Below are 18,549 nucleotides of genomic sequence, written 5' to 3'. Positions count from 1 at the left end.
GATGGAGACGCTTCTCGGGTCGAGCCTTGCCGAGCTGATCGGCCTGACGGTTGTGGTGTTCGGCGGCTGCGGCATCCTGACCGGGCAGACGCTGGCGGAGGGGTGGAAGCCGGCGTGGGTGGCGGTGGCCTATTCGGTGCTGCTGGGCCTGGGCGACCGCTTCCTGATGTTCGGCCTGTTCGGCGAGCCGCTGCTGTCGCCGGCCGGCTTCCTGGTGAACACGCTGATCATCGGCGCCATCACCCTCACCGCCTACCGCATGGCCATCGCACGCCGCATGGTCCAGCAGTACCCGTGGCTGTACGAGCCGGCCGGACCCTTCGCCTGGCGGGAGCGCTCACCGGCGCGCGGTTGAGCAGGATGCGGGCATGGGGCGGGATTCCGAGCAGCCCGATGCCCGTTTCTTGTGCAAACGCCGGAGTTTGCTGAACCAATGCCATTATCGGGGGCAACCCCCCTCGACAAAAGTCGCAAAAGCACGACACCATACTCCGGTAGGTCGGAGTGGCATCCGCCCTGCATAGGTCGAGGCCAGGAACAGGATCCGCGCCGAGTCGGCCGGCGGCGATCCAGCAGACCAAGCCGATGACATTCGAGACATGCCGGCGGGGGGCCGGCACCCGATGAAACGGTGAGGGACCGGCGATCCGGTCCCCGTGATGGCTTGTACCCGCAGGAGGGGTTCATCGCCCATGCGCACAATGAGCGAAGGAGACACGGGGTCCCGCCGCCGGCCGTCCTGGCCGGCCCGCTTCCGGACCCGCCAGTTCTGGACGGTCGGGCGCAAGGTTACGGCGGCGTTCGTCGTCGCCATCGTCGGCGGCTTCATCGCCATCATGGGGCTGCAGGCCTCCATGCAGTATGACGACGCGGTCCGGCTGGCCGCGCACGACGCCCGCGTGAAGACCGACATGATCGCCAATGCCGTGCGCATCGGCTTCGTCGGCAACGACGGCAACGCCATCGAACAGGAGTTCCTGCCGCTCGCCGGGTCCGAGGAGGTGCAGCTCACCTCCGTCCGCGCGGTGACCAAGGCGGAGGTGCTGCTCAACTACGCCAACCAGCGCTTCGCCGCCTATGATCTGGCGGCGGACAAGGACATGACCGACGCCGTGCTGGCCGGCCAGGGTCCGCAGGTCCGCTCGGCCAAGGGGCAGGTCATCGTCGCGGTGCCGGTGGTCAGCGGCAAGAGCAACCGGCTGGTCGGCGCCCTGCAGATCGCCTGGGGCATGGAAAAGCAGATCGACGCCATCTGGGACCAGATGCGCAAGCAGGTGGCGGTCTGCCTGATCGCGCTGGTGGTGCAGATCGTCCTGCTGAACGTTCTGCTCGGCCGCGTCGTGCTGCGCCCGCTGCGAGCCGGGGTGGCGGCGATGCGCGCGCTGACGCAGGGCAACACCGACATCGCCGTTCCCGGATCCGACCGGGCGGACGAGATCGGCGAAATGGCCGGCGCGCTGCAGATCTTCCGCGACAACGCCACCGCCATCCGCCGCCTGCATGCCGAGCAGGCCGAGGCGGCCGCCCGGGCGGAGGAGGAGAAGCGCGCCGCCCTGCTCGACCTCGCCGACCGCTTCCAGAACAAGGTCGCCCGCCTGGTCGAGGGCATCGTCGCCGCCTCCACCGGCATGGCCGAGAATGCCGGCCAGATGGCGGAGGTCACGCAGGAGACCTCCACCCGCTCCAGGACGGTGGTCCGCGAGTCGGAGGACATCCAGTCCAACGTCCGCTCCGCCGCCGCCGCCGCCACCGAGCTCGCCAGCTCCATCGGCGGCATCACCGAGCAGGTCGGCCATTCCGCCCAGATCGCCGGGGCCGCGGTGCGGCGCGCCGGCCAGACCAACGAGACGGTGCAGACCCTCATCACCAGCGCCGACCGCATCGGGCAGGTGGTGGAGCTGATCCACGCCATCGCCAAGCAGACCAACCTGCTGGCGCTGAACGCGACGATCGAGGCCGCCCGCGCCGGGGAGGCCGGCAAGGGCTTCGCCGTCGTGGCGACGGAGGTCAAGGGGCTGGCCGACCAGACCGCCAAGGCCACCGACGAGATCGCCGCCCATGTCGCGGCGATGCAGACGGTGACCAAGGAGACCGCCTCCGCCATCGGCTCGATCGGCAGCACGATCACCGAGATCGACTCGATCGCCGGCACCATCACCCAGTCGGTGCAGGAGCAGAACTCGGCCACGCGGGAGATCGCCCGCGCGGTGGAGATGGCGGCGCTCGGCACCCAGGGCGTCTCCAGCACCATCGCCGCCCTGGCGCAGACGGCCGAGGCCGCCGGAGAGACCGCCGGCAGCGTGCTCGCCGCCGCCAGGGGCCTGTCCGACCAGGCGCGGTCGCTGGCCGCGGAAGTCGACCATTTCCTGGCCGAAGTCCGTTCCCAGGCCACCGCCGCCCAGGCGGCCTGACGGCGCCCGGCAGGCGCCGGGACCGGGCCTGCTCAGACGCGGCCGGACCGGGGGAGGGTCTGGCAGGGTCTGCCGGACGATGACGGCGGACCCTCCCGCGCTTCGCTGCCCGCCGCCGCCGCTCACGCGGCGCTTGCCAAGGCCGGCGGCGCTTCCCATGATCCCGCCACCGTGCGACCCGCCGGTCTGGGGAAGGACTTCACACCGTAATCGGGACAGCGACAGTGGAGACTGGGACCGGGGCCGCAGGGACCGGGGACGGCCAGCCGGTCTGGCGGCAGGATATCGAGGCGCTGGCCTTCCGCCCGCCCGGCCATGACGGCCGGTGCGCGGTGCACCGGCTGGCCTTCCGCACCCTGATCGGCGGGGGGCAGCCACCGGCGGCGGCGGAATGCCTCGCCTATTTCCGCCTGCATCGCCCGGCCTTCGAACGGGCCGCGGCGGACAAGATCGCGCGGCGCGGCCTGCCGCCGGATGCCAGCCTGCACCTGACCAGCCGCGACGTCGGCCGCGCCATGACGGCGGAAGCAACCGACACCGGGACAGCCGGCGCCGGGGCGGGCCGGCGAGTAAACTGACCCGCGGCATATTCGTTTGCATACTATAGAATCGGGGGGCGCCAAGTACTGGCTTCGCCGTCCATAGAAATTCTCCGGTCATATGCACTATGACGGCATTGTCTCTACTGCGTTATCGCCGGCCCAATGGAGGGGTGGTCTCGGGTCGGGAGGTGGGCGATGATGTCCCTGATGTATCGCAGCGAGGCGTTGCGCCCGCCGTCCATGCTCGAACTGGCGGAAATCGCGCTGACCAGCGCCTACAACAACCGGGATGGCGGGATCACCGGCTTCCTGGTGCATTTCGAAGGGACCTTCCTGCAGGTGCTGGAGGGCGAGCCGGAGCGGGTCGAGCCGCTGTTCGGGCGGATCGCCGCCGACGGCCGCCACGAGAACATCCGGATCCTGGAGCGCGACATGGACAGGCGGTCGCCGGTCTTCGGATTCTGGGCGATGAACATCGGGCCGTTCGACGGGCCGCTGTTCCAGCGCGCGGTCTTCGGCCGCCGGGTCGACGGGCGGGAATTCGCCGAGCGGTCGGCCGATCGCGACTATTCCTTCCAGGTCCTGCTGCGCGCCTATCTGCATGCCTGCGTGATCGAGGACGTGACGCCGATCGTGCGCGGCCGGCGTCCCGGCGCCATCCCGCTGCTGCCGAACCGGCGCGGTGCGCCCTGGGCGATGGAGGCCGAGCCCTGGGCCGAGCCCTGGGCCGAGTCCTGGGTCGAGCCGCCGCGCGGCGGAAACGGGTGAGATCGCCGGCCGGGTCGGGTATTGAAGTCGGAGATCCCCACAGCCAGCCCCGGCGGAGAGGTGGCGTCCATGGACCCGGAACCGGCGCGCAAGCGTCTTCTGATCGTCGCCCATTGCCCTTCGGAGAACACGCGGCTGCTGTGCGACGCCGTGCTGCGCGGCGCCCGCTCGCCGGAGGTGGAGGGGGTGGACTGCCGCGCCGTCGCTCCGCTGCAGGCGGGGCCGGAGGATGTGCTGGCCGCCGATGCCCTGATCCTGGGGACGCCGGAGAATCTCGGCTACATGAGCGGCGCGCTGAAGGATTTCTTCGACCGCATCTATTACCCGTGCCTGGAACGGACCCAGGGGCGGCCCTATGCGCTCTATGTCCGGGCCGGGCAGGACGGCACGGGCACCTGCCGGGCGGTCGCCACGATCGCCACCGGGCTGCGCTGGCGCCCGGTGCAGGAGCCGCTGGTCCTGCGCGGCCCCTTCCAGGAGGGGTTCGCCGCCCGCTGCGAGGAGCTGGGCCTGCTGATGGCGGCGGGGCTGGAGGCCGGGGTGTTCTGAGGCGGGATGGTTTGCGGCGGGGTGGTTTGCGGCGGCCTCAGGCGGCGGTGACCGCCTTGGCGCAGGTCTCCTCCCGCAACTGCACGAAGCCGTCGCCGCGGTCCAGCACCAGCTTGCGGCGGTGGTGCGGCTCCAGCGCCGCGTGGCTGCCGATGGTCAGCAGCGTGGCGGTCGGCAGCTCCTGCTCCAGCAGCTCCAGCAGCTCCTCCTCGCTGGCCGGGTCGAGGCTGTCGGTCGCATCCTCGATGAAGATCCAGTCGGGCCGGCGGATCAGCAGGCGGGCGAAGCCCAGCCGCTGCTGTTCCGGCACCGCCAGCACGGAATCCCAGCTGTCTGTGTCGTCGAGCCGCCGGATCAGGTGGGCGAGGCCGACGCGGGCCAGCGCGGCGGCGGCCACGTCATTGCCCTCCAGCGTGATCGGGCCGGGATAGCTGAGCACGGCGCGCAGCGTGTCGTGCGGCAGGTAGGGCCGCTCCGGCATGAAGAAGACGCGGGTATGGGCGGGCAACGCGATCCGGCCGCTGCCCCACGGCCAGACGCCGGCCACCGCGCGGAACAGGCGGATGGCCGCCACCGGGTCGCCGACGATCAGCACGCGGTCGCCGCGATGGACCTCCAGGTCGAAGGGCAGCAGGATCCGCTTGCCGTCCGGGTCGGAGATCGAGGTCTGGTGGAAGCAGAGCGAGCGGTGGACGTCCGACCGCTCCACCACGATGTGGTCGGCATCGCCGCAGACCTCGTCGTCGAGCTGGCGCAGGGCGTCCTGCAGGCTCAGCACGCGCTCGACCGACGCCTTCCATTCCGCCGCGCGCGGCAGGTTGTCGATCGGCCAGGACAGCGCGCCGACCGTCTGCTGGAAGGCCTGGGCGGTCTGCATCAGCACGCCGAGCGAAATGGTGCCGGCGATGTAGCGCGGGGCGGCGACCAGGATGGGGAAGGCGGCGGACAGGACCGAGTAGGTGGCGCTGAACAGCATCATGTGCCCCAGCGCCACGGTCTGGCCGTGCCAGCCGAGCCGGACCCCCTCGAACAGGCGGACCAGCCGGCCGCGCTCCGCCGTCTCGCCATGCAGCAGGGCGATGGGCTGGGCGTTCTCGCGGATGCGGGCGAGGCCGAAGCGGAAGTCGGCCTCGTAGCCCTGGCGGCGGTTCACCGCGCGGACCAGCGGCTGGCCGACCACCCAGGCGATGCTGGTGCCGATGGCGGCATAGATCAGCGCGATGAACAGCAGGTGGCCGGGCACCGACAGCTCCGTGTCCCAGACCGTCACCGCCACGGTGCCCGACAGCATCCACAGGATGTTGGTGAAGCTGATCAGCAGGATGACGCAGTAGGTCAGCGAATGGCCGAGGTCGATCGCCATCTCGGTCGCGATGCGGATGTCCTCGGCGATGCGCCCGTCGGGGTTGTCGTGGTCCCCCGGCAGGTAGGTCACCTGGTGCTGGCGCCCGCGCGCCAGCCAGCCGTCCAGCACCTTGCGCGTCAGCCAGCGCCGCCAGCCGAGCTGCAGCCGCCGCTTCACCCGCAGATGCAGGAAGGTGTTGACGATGCTGAACAGGATGATCACGCCGACCGCGCCGATCATGGTGAAGAAGCGGTCCATGGAGCGCTGTTCGAGCGCGTCGAACAGCTTCTCGCTCCACAGGTTGATCATGACCGGCACGACGACCTGCCCGACCGTCAGCACCAGCAGCGCCACGGTCAGCAGCCGGACCTTCCACTTCTCCTCGCCGGCCCAGTAGCCGCCGGCGAGGTCGATGAAGCGGCGGGCGAACCCGGCCTGGGCGGCTGCCTTGCGTTTCAGGCTGTCTGTCGTGCCGTTCATGATGCGTCCGCTGCCGTCGTCAAGGCGCTATCGCTTTCGTTCCGATCCCAATACTAACGGACAGGCTATTACCGAAGCATTGCCATCCCGGCTAGGCCGGATCGAGCCGGCCGCTTTTCGCGACCGCGCCGAGGAAGCGGTAGCTGTCCTTCGGGGTGCGGACCAGCGTGTCGTAGTCGACGCGCACGATGCCGAAGCGCTTGGACAGGCCGAACGCCCATTCGAAATTGTCGAGCAGGCTCCAGCACAGGTAGCCCTTGACGTTGCAGCCGTCCCGCACCGCGCGGGCGACCGATTCCAGGTGCTCGCGGTAGTACAGGACCCGCTCCGCGTCGTGGACCGTCCCGTCCGGCGCCACCACGTCGTCATAGGCGCAGCCGTTCTCGGCGATGTAGACGGCGGGGTTGGCGTAGTCGCGCTTCAGCTCGCAGAGCAGGTCGTAGAGCCCCTCCGGCTGCACCGGCCATGCCATGCCGGTCCAGCGGCGGCAGCGCGCCTCGCCCCAGCCGGCCTCGAAGATGCGGCCGGGCTCGTGCTTCATCGTGTTGCGGGAATAGTAGTTGATGCCCAGCAGGTCGATCGGATAGCGCATCGCCTCGCCGTCGCCCGGCTGGACGAAGCCGGCCATGCGGTCGGCCAGCAGGGCGGGGATCTCGCCCTTCATCACGCCGTCGAGCGCCACGCGGTTCCATACCGCGTCCCACATCGCCGCCGCGCGCACGTCCTCCGGCCGGTCGCTGTCGGGGACGGCCGGCTGCAGGTTCAGCACGGTGCCCAGCGTCAGGCCCCCGTGCTCCGCCGCGATGGCGCGCAGCGCCGCCCCCTGCGCGAGGTTCTGGTGGTGCAGCGCCCGCAGGATGCCCTGTTCGCCCAGCCTGTGGCCCGGCGCATGCTCGCCCACGCCATAGCCGAAGATGGCGACGACGTTGGGCTCGTTCAGCATCATCCAGTCCTTGACCCGGTCGGCCAGACGGGCGGCGACGATGCGGGCGTAGTCGGCGAAGGGACCGACGATGTCGCGGCTCTGCCAGCCGCCGCGGTCCTCCAGCGGCTGCGGCAGGTCCCAGTGGTAGAGGCAGGCCATCGGCCGGATCCCGGCCTCCAGCAGCGAATCCACCAGCCGGTCGTAGAAGGCGAGGCCGCGCGGCTCCACCCGGCCGGTGCCGGTCGGCAGGATGCGCGGCCAGGCGATGGAGAAGCGGTAGGCGTTGAAGCCCGCCGCCTTCATCAGCGCGATGTCCTCGGGGTAGCGGTGGTAGTGGTCGCAGGCGACGGCGGCGGTGCTGCCGTCCTGGATATGACCGTTCGCGGCGAAGGTGTCCCAGACGCAAGGGCCGCGTCCGTCCACGTCCAGCGCCCCTTCGATCTGATAGGAGGATGTCGAGGCGCCCCACAGGAAGTCGCTGGGAAAGGTAAGGGTTTCCATGGCTTTGCGCTCCCGTTCGGCGGAATGTACCCATCAAGCATGCCCCAAACGAAGGCGTTATGCCATGCCCGGAATACGCGAAACCCATGCTGCAACGCAGCACCGAAAGCTGCAAAGATCTGTGGGCGATCCTGTCCGAACGGCGTAGGATACCCCGAAATACGATGATGGGCCGGAGGGAGGCACGCCATGGCGAACACCACCAAGATCGTCTTCATCGGCGCCGGCAGCGCGGCGTTCGGCCTCAGCCTCTTCCAGGATCTCTTCACCACGACGGAACTCGCCGGCAGCACCCTGACGCTGGTCGACACCAACCCCGAGGCGCTGGAGCGCATGGCGGCGCTCGCCCGCGTGCTGAACGAGCGGGGCGGCGCCGGCATCCTGATCGAGACGACGACCGACCGCCGGGCGGCGCTGCCGGGCGCGCGCTTCGTGCTGAACGCCGTGGCGATCGACCGCAACCGGCTGTGGAAGCTGGACTTCGAGGTGCCGAAGAAGCACGGCATCCGCCATACGCTGGGCGAGAATGGCGGGCCGGGCGGCCTGTTCTTCACGCTGCGCACCCTGCCGCTGATCTTCGACATCGCCCGCGACGTCGAGGAGCTGTGCCCCGACGCCCTGTTCATCAACCTGTCGAACCCGGAAAGCCGGATCGTGCTGGGGCTGGCGAAATACACCAGCGTCCGCACGCTGGGCCTGTGCCACGGCATCTTCCTCGCCCGCTGGTTCATCTGCCAGATCCTGGGCATGGCGGAGAAGGAGGTGGACGTCTGGGGCGCCGGGCTGAACCATTTCCAGTGGCTGACCGCCATCCGCGAGCGGGCGACCGGCCGCGACCTCTACCCGCTGCTGCGCGAGCGGGAGAAGGACTACGACCCGGCCTTCACCCCGCTGACCCGCCGGATGTTCAATGCCTTCGGCCTGTGGGTGAGCTGCAGCGACGACCATATGGGCGAGTATGTCCCCTATGGCTGGGAAGGCGGCGAGCACGGCTTCGACTTCGAGAACGACGAGCGCGGCCGGGTCATCCTGAAGGACCTGATGGACGGGGTGATCGACGGCAGCAAGCCGATCCCCGAGGACTGGACCCGGCCGTCCTGGGGCGAGCGGGCGGTGGCGGTCATCTGCGGCATGACCCACAACCAGAAGCGCTTCATCGAGTCCGGCGTGGTGATGAACCGCGGCGTGGTGCCCGGCCTGCCGCACGACCTCGCGGTGGAGGTGCCGCTGGTGGCCGACGCGGCGGGGGTGCATCCGGTCTCGCTGGGGCCGCTGCCCGACCCGATCACCAAGCTGCTGTCGATCCAGGCCAGCGTGCAGCAGCTCGCCGTCGAGGCGGCGGTGCGCGGATCGAAGGAGCTGGCGCTGCAGGCGCTGCTGATCGACCCGGTCATCAACTCCACCACCGCGGCGCTGGCGATCCTCGACGAGCTGTGGGAGGCCAACAAGCCCTACATCCGGCCCTGTGTCTGACGCCCGGCGGGAAAAGGGCCGGCGGCTGTGACATTCGCCGGCCTCTCCGCCGAACCATTGACCCGGATCAAGGGCGCCGCCGGCCGGCCGGCATAGCCTCCTGTCCATCGGATCGGAGGTATCTCGTCATGGAAACGCTCGTCTTCGTCATTCTGGGCTTCCTGCTCACCGGCTGCGCGCTCGCCCTGTCGGTGGTGGGCATCACGGTGCTGTCGACCGCGGTCAAGGCGGTGGTGTCGCCCGCCCGCATGCTGGCCTTCGACGGCACCGACGGCCCGGCGGTCGGCTGAGGTCCCCGCGGGCCGGAATTTCCCGGGCCGCCCGCCGGTTTGGCTTGCGCGGAACCTGAAATCCTCCGCTATGTTCCCCTGTGATGAGGAACGATGCGGGGCAGAGCATGAGTTTCAGGTCGATCTACCGGCACGGCTTCGCGCGGGTCGCCGCCTGCACCGTGCGCTGCACGCTCGCCGACCCGCAGGCGAACGCCGAGGCCGTCCTGCGCGGCGCCACGGCCTGCCACGACCAGGGCGTGGCGGTGGCGCTGTTCCCGGAACTGGCGCTGTCCGGCTATGCCATCGACGATCTGCTGCTGCAGGACCCGCTGCTCGACGCGGTGGAGCGGGCGGTGGCGCGGATCGTCGAGGAGAGCCGGGACCTCTCGCCGCTGATCCTGGTCGGCGCGCCGCTGCGCCGGGGCCTGCGCCTCTACAACTGCGCGGTGGCCGTGCAGCGCGGGCGGCTGCTGGGCGTGGTGCCCAAGGTGCATCTGCCGAACTACCGGGAATTCTACGAGCGCCGCCACTTCGCCTCCGGCGCCGACACGGCCGGCGGCGGCATCCGCATCGGCGATCTCGAGGCGCCCTTCGGGCCGGACCTGCTGTTCGAGGCGGAGGACGTGCCCGGCCTGACCGTCCATGCCGAGATCTGCGAGGATCTGTGGGTCGCCATCCCGCCGAGCGCCGCCGCGGCGCTGGCCGGGGCGACGGTGCTCGCCAACCTGTCGGCCAGCAACATCACCATCGGCAAGGCGGACACCCGCCGGCTGCTGTGCAAGTCGCAGTCGGCCCGCTGCCTCGCCGCCTATCTCTATTCCTCGGCCGGGGCGGGGGAGTCGACGACCGACCTCGCCTGGGACGGGCAGGCCTCGATCTTCGAGAACGGCGAGACGCTGGTCGAGACCGGCCGCTTCCCCGAGGGCGACCAGATGGCGGTGGCCGACATCGACCTGGACCTGCTGCGCCAGGAGCGGGCGCGGATGGGCACCTTCGACGACAACCGCCGCCTGCACGATCCCGCCTTCCGCCGCCAGGGCTTCCGCGTCGGGCCGCCGGCCGGCGACCTCGGCCTGAAGCGGCCGGTGCCGCGCTTCCCCTTCGTGCCGGCCAATCCCGAGCGGCTGGAGCAGGACTGCTACGAGGCCTACAACATCCAGGTCGCCGGGCTGGTGCAGCGGCTGCGCGCCACCGGCATGAAGACGCTGGTCATCGGCGTGTCGGGCGGGCTCGATTCCACCCATGCGCTGATCGTCGCGGCCCACGCGCTGGACCTGCTGGAGCTGCCGCGCAGGAACATCCTGGCCTTCACCATGCCGGGATTCGGCACCAGCAGCGGCACCAAGGGCAATGCGTGGCGGCTGATGACGGCGCTGGGCGTGACGGCGCGGGAGATCGACATCCGCCCGGCCGCCACCCGCATGCTGACCGACATGGAGCATCCCTTCGGCCGCGGCGAGCCGGTCTATGACGTGACCTTCGAGAATGTCCAGGCGGGGCTGCGCACCGACTATCTGTTCCGCCTCGCCAACCAGCATGACGGGCTGGTGCTGGGCACCGGCGACCTGTCGGAGCTGGCGCTCGGCTGGTGCACCTACGGCGTGGGCGACCAGATGTCCCACTACAACGTCAATGCCGGGGTGCCGAAGACGCTGATCCAGCACCTGATCCGCTGGGTGGCGCGGTCGGGCCAGTTCCACGGCGACGTGCCCGACACGCTGGACGCCATCCTGCAGACCGAGATCTCGCCGGAGCTGGTGCCGGCCGGCGAGGACCAGGCGATCCAGAGCACGGAGGCGGTGATCGGCCCCTACGCGCTGCAGGACTTCACCCTGTTCTACACGCTGCGCTACGGCTTCCGCCCCTCGAAGATCGCCTTCCTGGCGCTGCACGCCTGGGGGGACGCGGCGCGCGGCGACTGGCCGGCGGGCTTCCCCGACGACAAGCGCCGGGCCTACGAGCTGAAGGAGATCCGCTCCTGGCTGGGGGTGTTCCTGCGGCGCTTCTTCGGATTCAGCCAGTTCAAGCGGTCGGCGATGCCGAACGGGCCGAAGGTGACGGCCGGCGGCTCCCTCTCGCCGCGCGGCGACTGGCGGGCGCCGTCCGACGGCAACGCCCGCGTCTGGCTGGAGGAGCTGGAGCGCGAGGTGCCGGAGGAGTAGGGCGCTTCAGGAGCGGGGCGCCTCCTCCGTCAGTTCGGTCATCACCAGCCGGCCGGCGGACCAGGAGCGGACGAGGCCGGCGCCGCGCAGCGCGGGCAGGGCCTGCGCCACCTCCTCGACGCTGCGGCCGGTGTCGGCGACGAGTTGGGGGCCGCTGCGCGGTCCGTCCGCCAGGGCGGCGAGGATGGCGGCGGTCGCCGTGCCGGGGACGGCCAGGGCGTCCGGCGTCCCGGCCGGCCGGCGGCGCAGCCCGGCATTGACCAGCACCCCGATGGCCTGGAGCTGGCCGAGGCGATGCGCCGCCTCCGGCCCCGGCGCGTCGCGCAGCCGCAGCGCCGTGTGGCAGCGGGCGGTGGCGCGGGCGAGCGCGTCGAGGTCGGCGCCGCGGCCGGCGAGGATGGCGCCCAGCACCTCCTCCGCCAGCGTTTCCAGCTCGGCGTCGGCATCCTCCCAGCGCTCCCCGGCGAGGGCGGCGAGCAGCCCGTCCGACAGGGCGGCGATGGCGTCGGCAAAGGGGACGGGGCTGGTGGAGGCTGTCGTCATGGCTTGGGCTCCGGCAGTTCGTCCCAGTCCGCGGGCTGCCAGCGGGCGCAGACCCGGCTCCCGTCCGGCGCGTCGAGCGGCAGGGTCAGCAGCCTGACCCGCGGCCGGCCCTGCTGCGAGCGGCGCGGCTGGAAGAACAGGGCGACGCCGCAGTCGGCGATGACGTCGCGGTCGTGGCCGCCGCCGCGGGCCGCCCGGTTGAAGCGGTGGGAGAAGGTCATGCTGTTGGCGACCACCACGCGGCAGGACCCGCTCTGCGAGGTCGCCGCCCCCTCGCGCGCCTGCCAGCGCCCGGTCGTCAGCCCGCTGTCGAGCACCGGCGTCACCACCCAGTCGAGCAGCATGCTGCGCCGCAGCCAGTCGCCCGGCTGGGAGCGGTCGAGATCCTCGCAGATCATGACGGCGAGGCGGCCGAGGTTCGGCAGCTCCACCAGCTCCAGCCGGCCGCCGGGGGCGATGAACTCGTTGACGCCGCCCAGCACGCGGCCGTCGGGGCTGCGCAGGTCGTAGGAGCGGCACTGGTCGGAATCGAGGTCCCAGCAATGCAGCTTGGTCTGCACCACGACCTCCGCCCCGGTGCGGTCGAGCAGCACGGCCCGGTTGAAGGGCTTGCCGCCGTCCGGCGCAGGCTGCCTGGTCCCGGCCAGCACATAGCGGATCGGCCCGTCCACCGCCTGCGCCCGCAGCGCCTGCTTCACCGCGCCGAGGGCGTCGGGATGCAGGGCGACCTCCGGGAAGATGACGAAGGTGGCGCCATCGCCGGCCAGCGCGCGGATCGCCCCGGCCGCCCGCGCCCCGAGGTCGCGGGGAACCGGGTCGTACCAGTCGGTGCCGTCGCGGCGGAACTGGCGGATGGCGATGTCCTCCTCCGCCTGGGCCAGGGGCACCACGGCCACCGCCGGCGCCCAGTCCGGGTCGAAGGGGTTCCGGTCGGCCGGCTCGCGCCGCCGGGTGAAGCGGACGTCGATCATCCGCCGGCAGGAGTCGTCATGGGCGGTGCCGGCCGGCACCCGGGGCGGCACCAGGAACAGGGTGCGGAAGAGGTCGGCGGCGTCGAACTCCCCCGGTTCCGCCGCCTCGCCGACCGCCATGCGGCGGCCGAGATAGCCGTGCCGCACGATGAGCTGCCCGTCCGCCGGATCGCCGTTCAGCCGGCCATGCCGGTTGAAGCGGCGCCGCACCAGCAGATGGTCGGGAGCCGGCGGACCGGCCGGATCATGGACGGCGGCGAAGGGGGCGTACCAGCGGTCGATCGCCTGGGCGGCCAGCAGGACCCGCTCGACCTCCGGCAGCCCGTCCTGCTCCTGGCGGATCCAGGCGAGCAGCCCGGCGGTCCCGGCCTCGCGCAGCAGCAGGTCGAGGTGGCGGGCCGGGCGGCGGACGGCCGGCGGGTCGGCCTCGTGCCGCTCCGCCGCGCGGCGGGTGGCGTCGGGATCGGCCTCCAGCCGCTTCAGCAGGGCGATGAAGAGGTCGGCCGGCGAGGGGGGAGCGGGGGACGGGTGCATGCCTGCTCAACCCGCGGCGGCGCCGTCCCGCTCCGCGTCCGATGGAGGTACCCGCCCCAGCGCCTCGCGCAGGGTGGGGGCGAGGTCGCCGGGGCCGGCGACCGCCACGCTGTCCAGCCCCAGCCAGCCGGCCATGCGCCACAGCTCCGCCGCCAGCGCCCCGGCCACCGGGCCGTGCGGCGTGCCGGGCCCGGCCCAACCGGGCTCCGCATGGGCCGCCTGGACGAGCAGCCGGCGGGCCTGCCGGTCGGCCTTGAGATCGACCCGCGCGACGATGCGGTCGCCCAGCAGGAAGGGCAGGACGTAATAGCCGTGTTCCCGCTTGGCGGCCGGCGTGTAGATCTCCAGCCGGAAGCGCAGGCCGAACAGCCGCTCGGTCCGCTGCCGCTCCCAGATCAGCGAATCGAAGGGGGAGAGGAGCGCGCTGGCCTGCACCCGCCGCGGGATGCGCGCCTCGGGGTGGAGGTAGGCGGGCCGGTCCCAGCCCTCCACCGTCACCGGCAGAAGCTCCCCGGCCTCCACCAGCTCGGCGAGGCGCTGCCTGGCGTCGGCGGCGTCGAGCCGGTGGTAGTCGCGCAAGTCCCGCTCCGTCGCCACGCCGTGGGCGCGGGCGGCGATGCGCAGCAGGGCGCGCTGCGCCTCCTCCTCCTCCGGCGTCGGGGCGGCGAGCACGGCGGTGGGCAGCACCCGCTCCGTCAGGTCGTACAGCCTCTCGAAGCCGCGCCGTCCGGCGGTGGTGACCAGCCCGGCCCAGAACAGGTATTCCAGCGCGATCTTGCCGTCGCTCCACCCCCACCAGGAGCCGCTGCCGCGCCCGCCCTGGCTGAGTTCCGACGCGCCGAGCGGCCCGCGCGCCGCGACCTCCGCCAGCACCGCGTCGACGAAGGGACGGCGCTCGCGCGCGAAGCGGGAGAGGCGGCCATAGGTGCCCTCGCCGTTCCGCGCCCGCGCCATCCGCCAGCGCAGCAGCGGCTGATGCTCCACCGGGATCAGCGAGGCCTCGTGCCCCCAATATTCGAACAGGCGCCGCCGCCGCCCGTCATAGGCGAGCCGGTCGAGCAGCCCGGCGCGATAGGGGCCGAGCCGCGAGAAGAGCGGCAGGTAATGCGAGCGCACCAGCACATTGACCGAATCGACCTGCAGCAGCCCGATCCGTCCGATGGTCCGGCGCAGATGCCGCGCCTCCACCGCGTCGGCGGGGTCCGTCGCGGCGATGTCCCGTTTGGCGAATCCCTGGGCGGCGAGCGCGATGCGGCGCGCTTCGGCGAGGGAGAGGCTGTCACGTCCGGTCATGGCGGCGGGCCGGGCGTCATGGGGCGGATTGTGCAGCAACCACTCCCCGCACAATGGCGGTGAGGGGGCGGTCGGGCTGCGCGATCAAGGACTTGCGCAGACCCGTTCGTGCACGATCGTTGTGCATCGCCTGCATGGTGGCGGGGGCGGGCTGCGGTGCGAACTGGGGCATGGGACGCTCCTTCCTCCGGCGACGACGCGAGCCGGCGCACGGAGGGCCGGCGCACGGAGGGTAGTGGAGGTCGTGAAACAAAGCAAGAACGGGACGGGCGCAGGACAGCGCGGCCAGCCGCGGGGAGCGGCGTGCCCGCGGTCGCCGGTGCCCGGCACGGTCAACAAGACCGGGTGTCAACGAGGCCCGGGCTTTCGGTGCCCGGGTTGACCCGGTGATCCGCCGCGTCATGCCTACGGTGATCGCGCTTCAATGAGGCCTGGGCATTACTGCCCAGGAAGACCAGAGGCGCCGGCAGAGCGACTGGACGGCCGCCTCGACGCTTCAATGAGGCCTGGGCATTACTGCCCAGGAAGACGAGCACACCTTCACATACGCCTAGCGATGGCTCTTGCTTCAATGAGGCCTTGGCATTACTGCCCAGGAAGACTTGCGCTGCTGATGTGGATGAAGGGCTGGGACTTCCCGCTTCAATGAGGCCTGAGCATTACTGCCCAGGAAGACCGGCCGGAGCGTCCGGACATGAGGACCATCGACCAGGCTTCAATGAGGCCTGGGCATTACTGCCCAGGAAGACCACTGGCGACGGTCAAGGCCGAACTCAGCATCACCGGCTTCAATGAGGCCTGGGCATTACTGCCCAGGAAGACAGGGTACCCCGTACCCCGTTGAAAAGACGCCCGAATGGGCGGCGGATTCGAGCGGTCCGGGATCTTGACCGGCTGGTCAGGAAATCCGGTTCCCTTTCGTTCTCCACGATGTCCAAGAACCCTTGAAATTCAATGCTCCGTCCGCTGCGAGCGGGTCCGGGGGTTTTGCGGGCACCGGACCGCTCGCACGGCAGCGGCGGCATCATAGCACGCGGCGCGCGAGAGGGAACCGGCCTTTCTCCCGCGGGTTTATCCGGCGGCCGGGGCGGCTTCCGGCACCAGGGGCCGCGCGCCCGATTCCGCCGGCCCCGAGATCCTCCGCGCACTGCGGGAGGACGGGCGCACCAGCACCGTGGACCTCGCCCGGCGCATCACCCTCGGCCCGGCCGACTGCCTGGAACGGAGCCTGCCCGGAACGCGTCAAGCGGCTGCAGACCGACGGGATCATCCAGCGCCATGTCGCGCTGTTCGACCCGCGGAGGCTGGGGCGGGATGATGGCCGTTCCTTCCTCCGGCGACGCGACAGGCCGGCGGGCGACGATGCGGGAAGCCGCCGCCCCGGACGCGACAAGGGACCGGGGTAAGGGTGGCGCCGGTCCGGGACGGCCGGAAATCCCTACAGTCTCAACAGGTCGAGGGCCGCGCGCACGCGGGGGCGGATGTCCCAGGCGGGTTGCGGTTGCGAGATCCCGATGGCGATCCGCCGCAACGGTTCGGCGACGACCATCGACAGGATGAGGTCGGCCGCCATGGCCGGGTCGGCCAGCGCGAGGACGCCGCGCGACCGGTGGCGGGCGAGCCAGTCCGCCAGCATGCCGCGCGACCGCTCTATGCCGTTGCGGCCATAGATCGCCAGAACATCGTCGCGCGCCGGCAGGTCGTTGACGAGGAGCCGGAAGAGGCCGACGGCGTCCGCCGTCAGAACCCGCTCCGCGATCAGCACCAGGATGTTCTCCAGGATCCGGACCGCCTCGGCGGCATCGGTGGCTTCGGCGTCGAAGGCGGGGGGCAGGGCTTCGGTCCAGCTGCCGACGATGAGCCCGACCAGCTCGTCGCGGTTGGCCGCGAACCGGTAGACCGTCTTCTTGGCGACCCCGGCCTGCTGCGCCACCGCCTCCATCGTCATCGCCGGATAGCCATGCGCCAGGATCACCCGCGTGGCGGCCTCGGCCACCTTCCCCCGCAGCACGTCCTCCGACAGCGGCGGACGGCCTCGGGGCTTCTGCACCTTGTGGGCGGAGTCCGACACCGAAATCTCCCTTTGACAAATCTCCCATCCGGGCATACGCCTTATTTAGGAAACGATCAACGTTTCCTAAATGGAGAGGACATCATCATGACCGCGAACGCGACCCTTTCCCAAGATCCCGCCCGTGCGGGCATCGCGTATGTCGACGACCTGCTGCGACCGGCGCCGATGCGCCTGGAGACCGGCATCAGCCGCCTGGACGGCGGCGCGCTCGTCGTCGCCGTGCGGACCGACCTCCACGGCTGCAAGGGACGGATGCTCGACTGGTGGTTCAAGCAGTTCGACAGCAGCCAGCATCTGCACTGGTGGCATCCGCTCGACCATGTCGAGCATCGCGGCTGGGACCGGCACTGGCGGAAGGGGGAAGCCTATGTCGGCGCGACCATCCGCGCCGTGGAGGCGCTGGGCGACATTCCGCCCGTTTCCGCGGTCATCAAGTTCCATGAGCCGGCCGAGATCTTCGACCCGCAAGCCTACCGCGAGGCTCTGGCGGCCGGACAGGTCTCCGCCGCGGTCTATGCGCGCATCGGGTTCGGCGACGATGTGGTGCTCGACGCGGACGGCGACCCGACGGACGGTCAGATGGTCCATGTGGTGCGCGACACCAGCTATGGCGCCGTGCTGAGAAGCCGCTTCATCCTGGGCCAGAGCACGAGGGCGACCGGGCACGAGGTTCCCGACGCCATCGGCCTCGGGCTGCTCCAGCACTGCCATACGGAATTCAGCTATCTCGCGAAGGTGCTGCCCTCGCTTTACTGGGGCGACAAAGCGAACCGCGAGGACGTGCCTCTTCTGTGGTGAGCGGCGCGATCCCGGGACGGGTGGAAGCCCCTGGCGGCAAGGATGGCACGCGGCGCGCGGCAGGGAGCCGGCCGCCCTCCCGCAGCCTTGTCCCGGCGGCTCCCGGCCGCGGGGGCCGCGCGACCGTGGCGCTCGCGCCGGGCGGGCCGGTATAAGGACGGGGGCGCCGCAGGGCGCCGCAGCTCAGAAGGCCCGCCCGCCATGGACCGCGCGCTCGATTCCACAGACCTCAAGATCCTCCGCGAACTGCAGGAGGACGGGCGCATCAGCAACGTGGAACTCGCCCGGCGCATCAACCTCAGCCCGGCCGCCTGCCTGGAACGGGTCAAGCGGCTGCAGAACGACGGGATCATCCAGCGCTACGTCGCCCTGCTCGACCCGCAGAGGCTGGGGGCCGGGATGATGGTCTTCATCCAGGTGGTGCTGGACCGCACGACGCCGGAGAATTTCGACGCCTTCAAGGGCACGGTGCAGCGCATGCCGCAGGTCATGGAATGCCACATGGTGGCCGGCGGCTTCGACTATCTGGTCAAGGCCCGCGTGCGCGACATGAACGAGTACCGGCTCTTCCTGGGGGAATTCCTCGCCACGACTCGCGGGGTGCGGGAAACCCACACCTATGCCGTCATGGAAGAGGTGAAGAATGTCACAGCCATACCCCTCGACCAGATCGCGCGATAAGTGCAAAGTAGGACGATAGTAACCGGTAAGACGGTGAACAAAGCGGACATTCGCCGCCCCCGGCGATACTGATTAGACTGTAAATCAATTCCCGTTTTGCAACGCTCTCTGCCTGTCGCGAGTGCAATTCGCGAAGCGGACCGCCGTCTTCGTCGCGTCCGGTGCGGCCGCCCGTCCGATTTTCCAGAGTCGGCGCGGGAAATCCGTGCCCGCCGGGAACCGGTACG

At 70.8% G+C, this 18,549-nt stretch carries 17 protein-coding genes and 1 CRISPR repeat array; of the genes, 11 read left to right on the top strand and 6 right to left on the bottom strand.

What is annotated here, in order from left to right:
• The first annotated feature begins 1 nt into the window (after nucleotide 1).
• From DEW08_RS29300 to DEW08_RS29280, 5 genes are all read left to right on the top strand, one after another.
• Nucleotides 2–355 (top strand): DUF6867 family protein, encoded by a 354-nt coding sequence (locus DEW08_RS29300; protein WP_109334038.1) that lies wholly within the window; start codon nucleotides 2–4, stop codon nucleotides 353–355.
• Between the two features lie 337 nt (nucleotides 356–692).
• Nucleotides 693–2,411: a methyl-accepting chemotaxis protein gene (locus DEW08_RS29295; RefSeq protein ID WP_245987079.1), complete on the top strand. Its 1,719-nt coding sequence runs from the start codon at nucleotides 693–695 to the stop codon at nucleotides 2,409–2,411.
• A gap of 224 nt (nucleotides 2,412–2,635) precedes the next feature.
• On the top strand, nucleotides 2,636–2,989 hold the full coding sequence (locus DEW08_RS29290; protein WP_109334034.1) for a DUF1488 family protein: 354 nt from the start codon (nucleotides 2,636–2,638) through the stop codon (nucleotides 2,987–2,989).
• Between the two features lie 159 nt (nucleotides 2,990–3,148).
• Complete coding sequence (locus DEW08_RS29285; RefSeq protein WP_168220554.1) at nucleotides 3,149–3,721, top strand: BLUF domain-containing protein; 573 nt, start codon at nucleotides 3,149–3,151, stop codon at nucleotides 3,719–3,721.
• Between the two features lie 69 nt (nucleotides 3,722–3,790).
• Nucleotides 3,791–4,270 (top strand): flavodoxin family protein, encoded by a 480-nt coding sequence (locus DEW08_RS29280; protein ID WP_109334030.1) that lies wholly within the window; start codon nucleotides 3,791–3,793, stop codon nucleotides 4,268–4,270.
• Nucleotides 4,271–4,307: 37 nt separating this feature from the next.
• On the opposite strand, the gene DEW08_RS29275 is transcribed toward DEW08_RS29280, so the two are convergent.
• Both DEW08_RS29275 and DEW08_RS29270 read right to left on the bottom strand, forming a co-directional pair.
• Nucleotides 4,308–6,095, bottom strand: a complete 1,788-nt coding sequence (locus tag DEW08_RS29275) for an ABC transporter ATP-binding protein/permease (protein ID WP_109334028.1) — start codon at nucleotides 6,093–6,095, stop codon at nucleotides 4,308–4,310.
• A 91-nt stretch (nucleotides 6,096–6,186) separates the two neighbouring features.
• The gene (locus tag DEW08_RS29270) at nucleotides 6,187–7,521 is read right to left on the bottom strand and encodes a GH1 family beta-glucosidase (RefSeq protein WP_109334026.1); all 1,335 of its coding nucleotides are present in this window, start codon (nucleotides 7,519–7,521) and stop codon (nucleotides 6,187–6,189) included.
• Between the two features lie 189 nt (nucleotides 7,522–7,710).
• Here DEW08_RS29270 and DEW08_RS29265 point away from each other — a divergent pair, with 189 nt between their 5' ends.
• From DEW08_RS29265 to DEW08_RS29260, 3 genes are all read left to right on the top strand, one after another.
• Nucleotides 7,711–8,994 (top strand): family 4 glycosyl hydrolase, encoded by a 1,284-nt coding sequence (locus tag DEW08_RS29265; protein ID WP_109334024.1) that lies wholly within the window; start codon nucleotides 7,711–7,713, stop codon nucleotides 8,992–8,994.
• A 128-nt stretch (nucleotides 8,995–9,122) separates the two neighbouring features.
• On the top strand, nucleotides 9,123–9,284 hold the full coding sequence (locus DEW08_RS31425; RefSeq protein ID WP_168220553.1) for a hypothetical protein: 162 nt from the start codon (nucleotides 9,123–9,125) through the stop codon (nucleotides 9,282–9,284).
• Between the two features lie 107 nt (nucleotides 9,285–9,391).
• Nucleotides 9,392–11,428, top strand: coding sequence for an NAD(+) synthase (locus tag DEW08_RS29260; RefSeq protein ID WP_109334022.1), 2,037 nt, complete (start codon nucleotides 9,392–9,394; stop codon nucleotides 11,426–11,428).
• Between the two features lie 6 nt (nucleotides 11,429–11,434).
• Here DEW08_RS29260 and DEW08_RS29255 read toward each other — a convergent pair whose 3' ends face one another.
• Genes DEW08_RS29255 through DEW08_RS29245 form a run of 3 tightly spaced genes read right to left on the bottom strand, consistent with a single transcriptional unit; the run spans nucleotide 11,435 to nucleotide 14,769 of the window.
• Nucleotides 11,435–11,971: a hypothetical protein gene (locus DEW08_RS29255; RefSeq protein WP_109334020.1), complete on the bottom strand. Its 537-nt coding sequence runs from the start codon at nucleotides 11,969–11,971 to the stop codon at nucleotides 11,435–11,437.
• The gene (locus DEW08_RS29250; protein ID WP_109334018.1) at nucleotides 11,968–13,476 is read right to left on the bottom strand and encodes a carbon-nitrogen hydrolase family protein; all 1,509 of its coding nucleotides are present in this window, start codon (nucleotides 13,474–13,476) and stop codon (nucleotides 11,968–11,970) included. Before DEW08_RS29250 ends, DEW08_RS29255 begins: the two co-directional genes overlap by 4 nt.
• Nucleotides 13,477–13,482: 6 nt before the next feature.
• The gene (locus tag DEW08_RS29245; RefSeq protein WP_109334188.1) at nucleotides 13,483–14,769 is read right to left on the bottom strand and encodes a winged helix-turn-helix domain-containing protein; all 1,287 of its coding nucleotides are present in this window, start codon (nucleotides 14,767–14,769) and stop codon (nucleotides 13,483–13,485) included.
• Nucleotides 14,770–15,186: 417 nt separating this feature from the next.
• A CRISPR array of direct repeats spans nucleotides 15,187–15,591; the repeat unit is 38 nt; unit sequence CGCTTCAATGAGGCCTGGGCATTACTGCCCAGGAAGAC.
• A gap of 352 nt (nucleotides 15,592–15,943) precedes the next feature.
• On the opposite strand from DEW08_RS29245, the gene DEW08_RS33005 reads away from it, so the two are divergent.
• Nucleotides 15,944–16,087, top strand: a complete 144-nt coding sequence (locus DEW08_RS33005; RefSeq protein ID WP_245987078.1) for a hypothetical protein — start codon at nucleotides 15,944–15,946, stop codon at nucleotides 16,085–16,087.
• A 120-nt stretch (nucleotides 16,088–16,207) separates the two neighbouring features.
• Here DEW08_RS33005 and DEW08_RS29235 read toward each other — a convergent pair whose 3' ends face one another.
• Nucleotides 16,208–16,840 carry a TetR/AcrR family transcriptional regulator gene (locus DEW08_RS29235; protein WP_245987077.1) on the bottom strand — a complete coding sequence of 211 codons (633 nt, stop codon included), beginning with the start codon at nucleotides 16,838–16,840 and terminating at the stop codon, nucleotides 16,208–16,210.
• An 87-nt stretch (nucleotides 16,841–16,927) separates the two neighbouring features.
• Here DEW08_RS29235 and DEW08_RS29230 point away from each other — a divergent pair, with 87 nt between their 5' ends.
• Together DEW08_RS29230 and DEW08_RS29225 are read left to right on the top strand one after the other, a co-directional pair.
• Nucleotides 16,928–17,641 carry a DAPG hydrolase family protein gene (locus DEW08_RS29230; RefSeq protein ID WP_109334014.1) on the top strand — a complete coding sequence of 238 codons (714 nt, stop codon included), beginning with the start codon at nucleotides 16,928–16,930 and terminating at the stop codon, nucleotides 17,639–17,641.
• Between the two features lie 201 nt (nucleotides 17,642–17,842).
• Nucleotides 17,843–18,322: a winged helix-turn-helix transcriptional regulator gene (locus DEW08_RS29225; protein WP_109334012.1), complete on the top strand. Its 480-nt coding sequence runs from the start codon at nucleotides 17,843–17,845 to the stop codon at nucleotides 18,320–18,322.
• Nucleotides 18,323–18,549: the final 227 nt, after the last annotated feature.

It is taken from the genome of Azospirillum thermophilum (assembly GCF_003130795.1).
Classification (GTDB): Bacteria; Pseudomonadota; Alphaproteobacteria; order Azospirillales; family Azospirillaceae; genus Azospirillum; species Azospirillum thermophilum.
The sequence above is the reverse complement of the archived record's forward strand: the minus strand, read 5'-3'. Positions and strand labels throughout refer to the sequence as shown.

Excerpts from the sequence above, each read along its gene's own strand:
- DEW08_RS29270 (WP_109334026.1), bottom strand. The coding sequence starts at position 7,521 with ATGGAAACCCTTACCTTTCCCAGCGACTTCCTGTGGGGCGCCTCGACA.
- DEW08_RS29225 (WP_109334012.1), top strand. The coding sequence starts at position 17,843 with ATGGACCGCGCGCTCGATTCCACAGACCTCAAGATCCTCCGCGAACTG.
- DEW08_RS29255 (WP_109334020.1), bottom strand. The coding sequence starts at position 11,971 with ATGACGACAGCCTCCACCAGCCCCGTCCCCTTTGCCGACGCCATCGCC.
- DEW08_RS29260 (WP_109334022.1), top strand. The coding sequence starts at position 9,392 with ATGAGTTTCAGGTCGATCTACCGGCACGGCTTCGCGCGGGTCGCCGCC.
- DEW08_RS29230 (WP_109334014.1), top strand. The coding sequence starts at position 16,928 with ATGACCGCGAACGCGACCCTTTCCCAAGATCCCGCCCGTGCGGGCATC.
- DEW08_RS29275 (WP_109334028.1), bottom strand. The coding sequence starts at position 6,095 with ATGAACGGCACGACAGACAGCCTGAAACGCAAGGCAGCCGCCCAGGCC.
- DEW08_RS29285 (WP_168220554.1), top strand. The coding sequence starts at position 3,149 with ATGATGTCCCTGATGTATCGCAGCGAGGCGTTGCGCCCGCCGTCCATG.
- DEW08_RS29250 (WP_109334018.1), bottom strand. The coding sequence starts at position 13,476 with ATGCACCCGTCCCCCGCTCCCCCCTCGCCGGCCGACCTCTTCATCGCC.
- DEW08_RS31425 (WP_168220553.1), top strand. The coding sequence starts at position 9,123 with ATGGAAACGCTCGTCTTCGTCATTCTGGGCTTCCTGCTCACCGGCTGC.
- DEW08_RS29295 (WP_245987079.1), top strand. The coding sequence starts at position 693 with ATGCGCACAATGAGCGAAGGAGACACGGGGTCCCGCCGCCGGCCGTCC.
- DEW08_RS29280 (WP_109334030.1), top strand. The coding sequence starts at position 3,791 with ATGGACCCGGAACCGGCGCGCAAGCGTCTTCTGATCGTCGCCCATTGC.
- DEW08_RS29300 (WP_109334038.1), top strand. The coding sequence starts at position 2 with ATGGAGACGCTTCTCGGGTCGAGCCTTGCCGAGCTGATCGGCCTGACG.
- DEW08_RS29245 (WP_109334188.1), bottom strand. The coding sequence starts at position 14,769 with ATGACCGGACGTGACAGCCTCTCCCTCGCCGAAGCGCGCCGCATCGCG.
- DEW08_RS29265 (WP_109334024.1), top strand. The coding sequence starts at position 7,711 with ATGGCGAACACCACCAAGATCGTCTTCATCGGCGCCGGCAGCGCGGCG.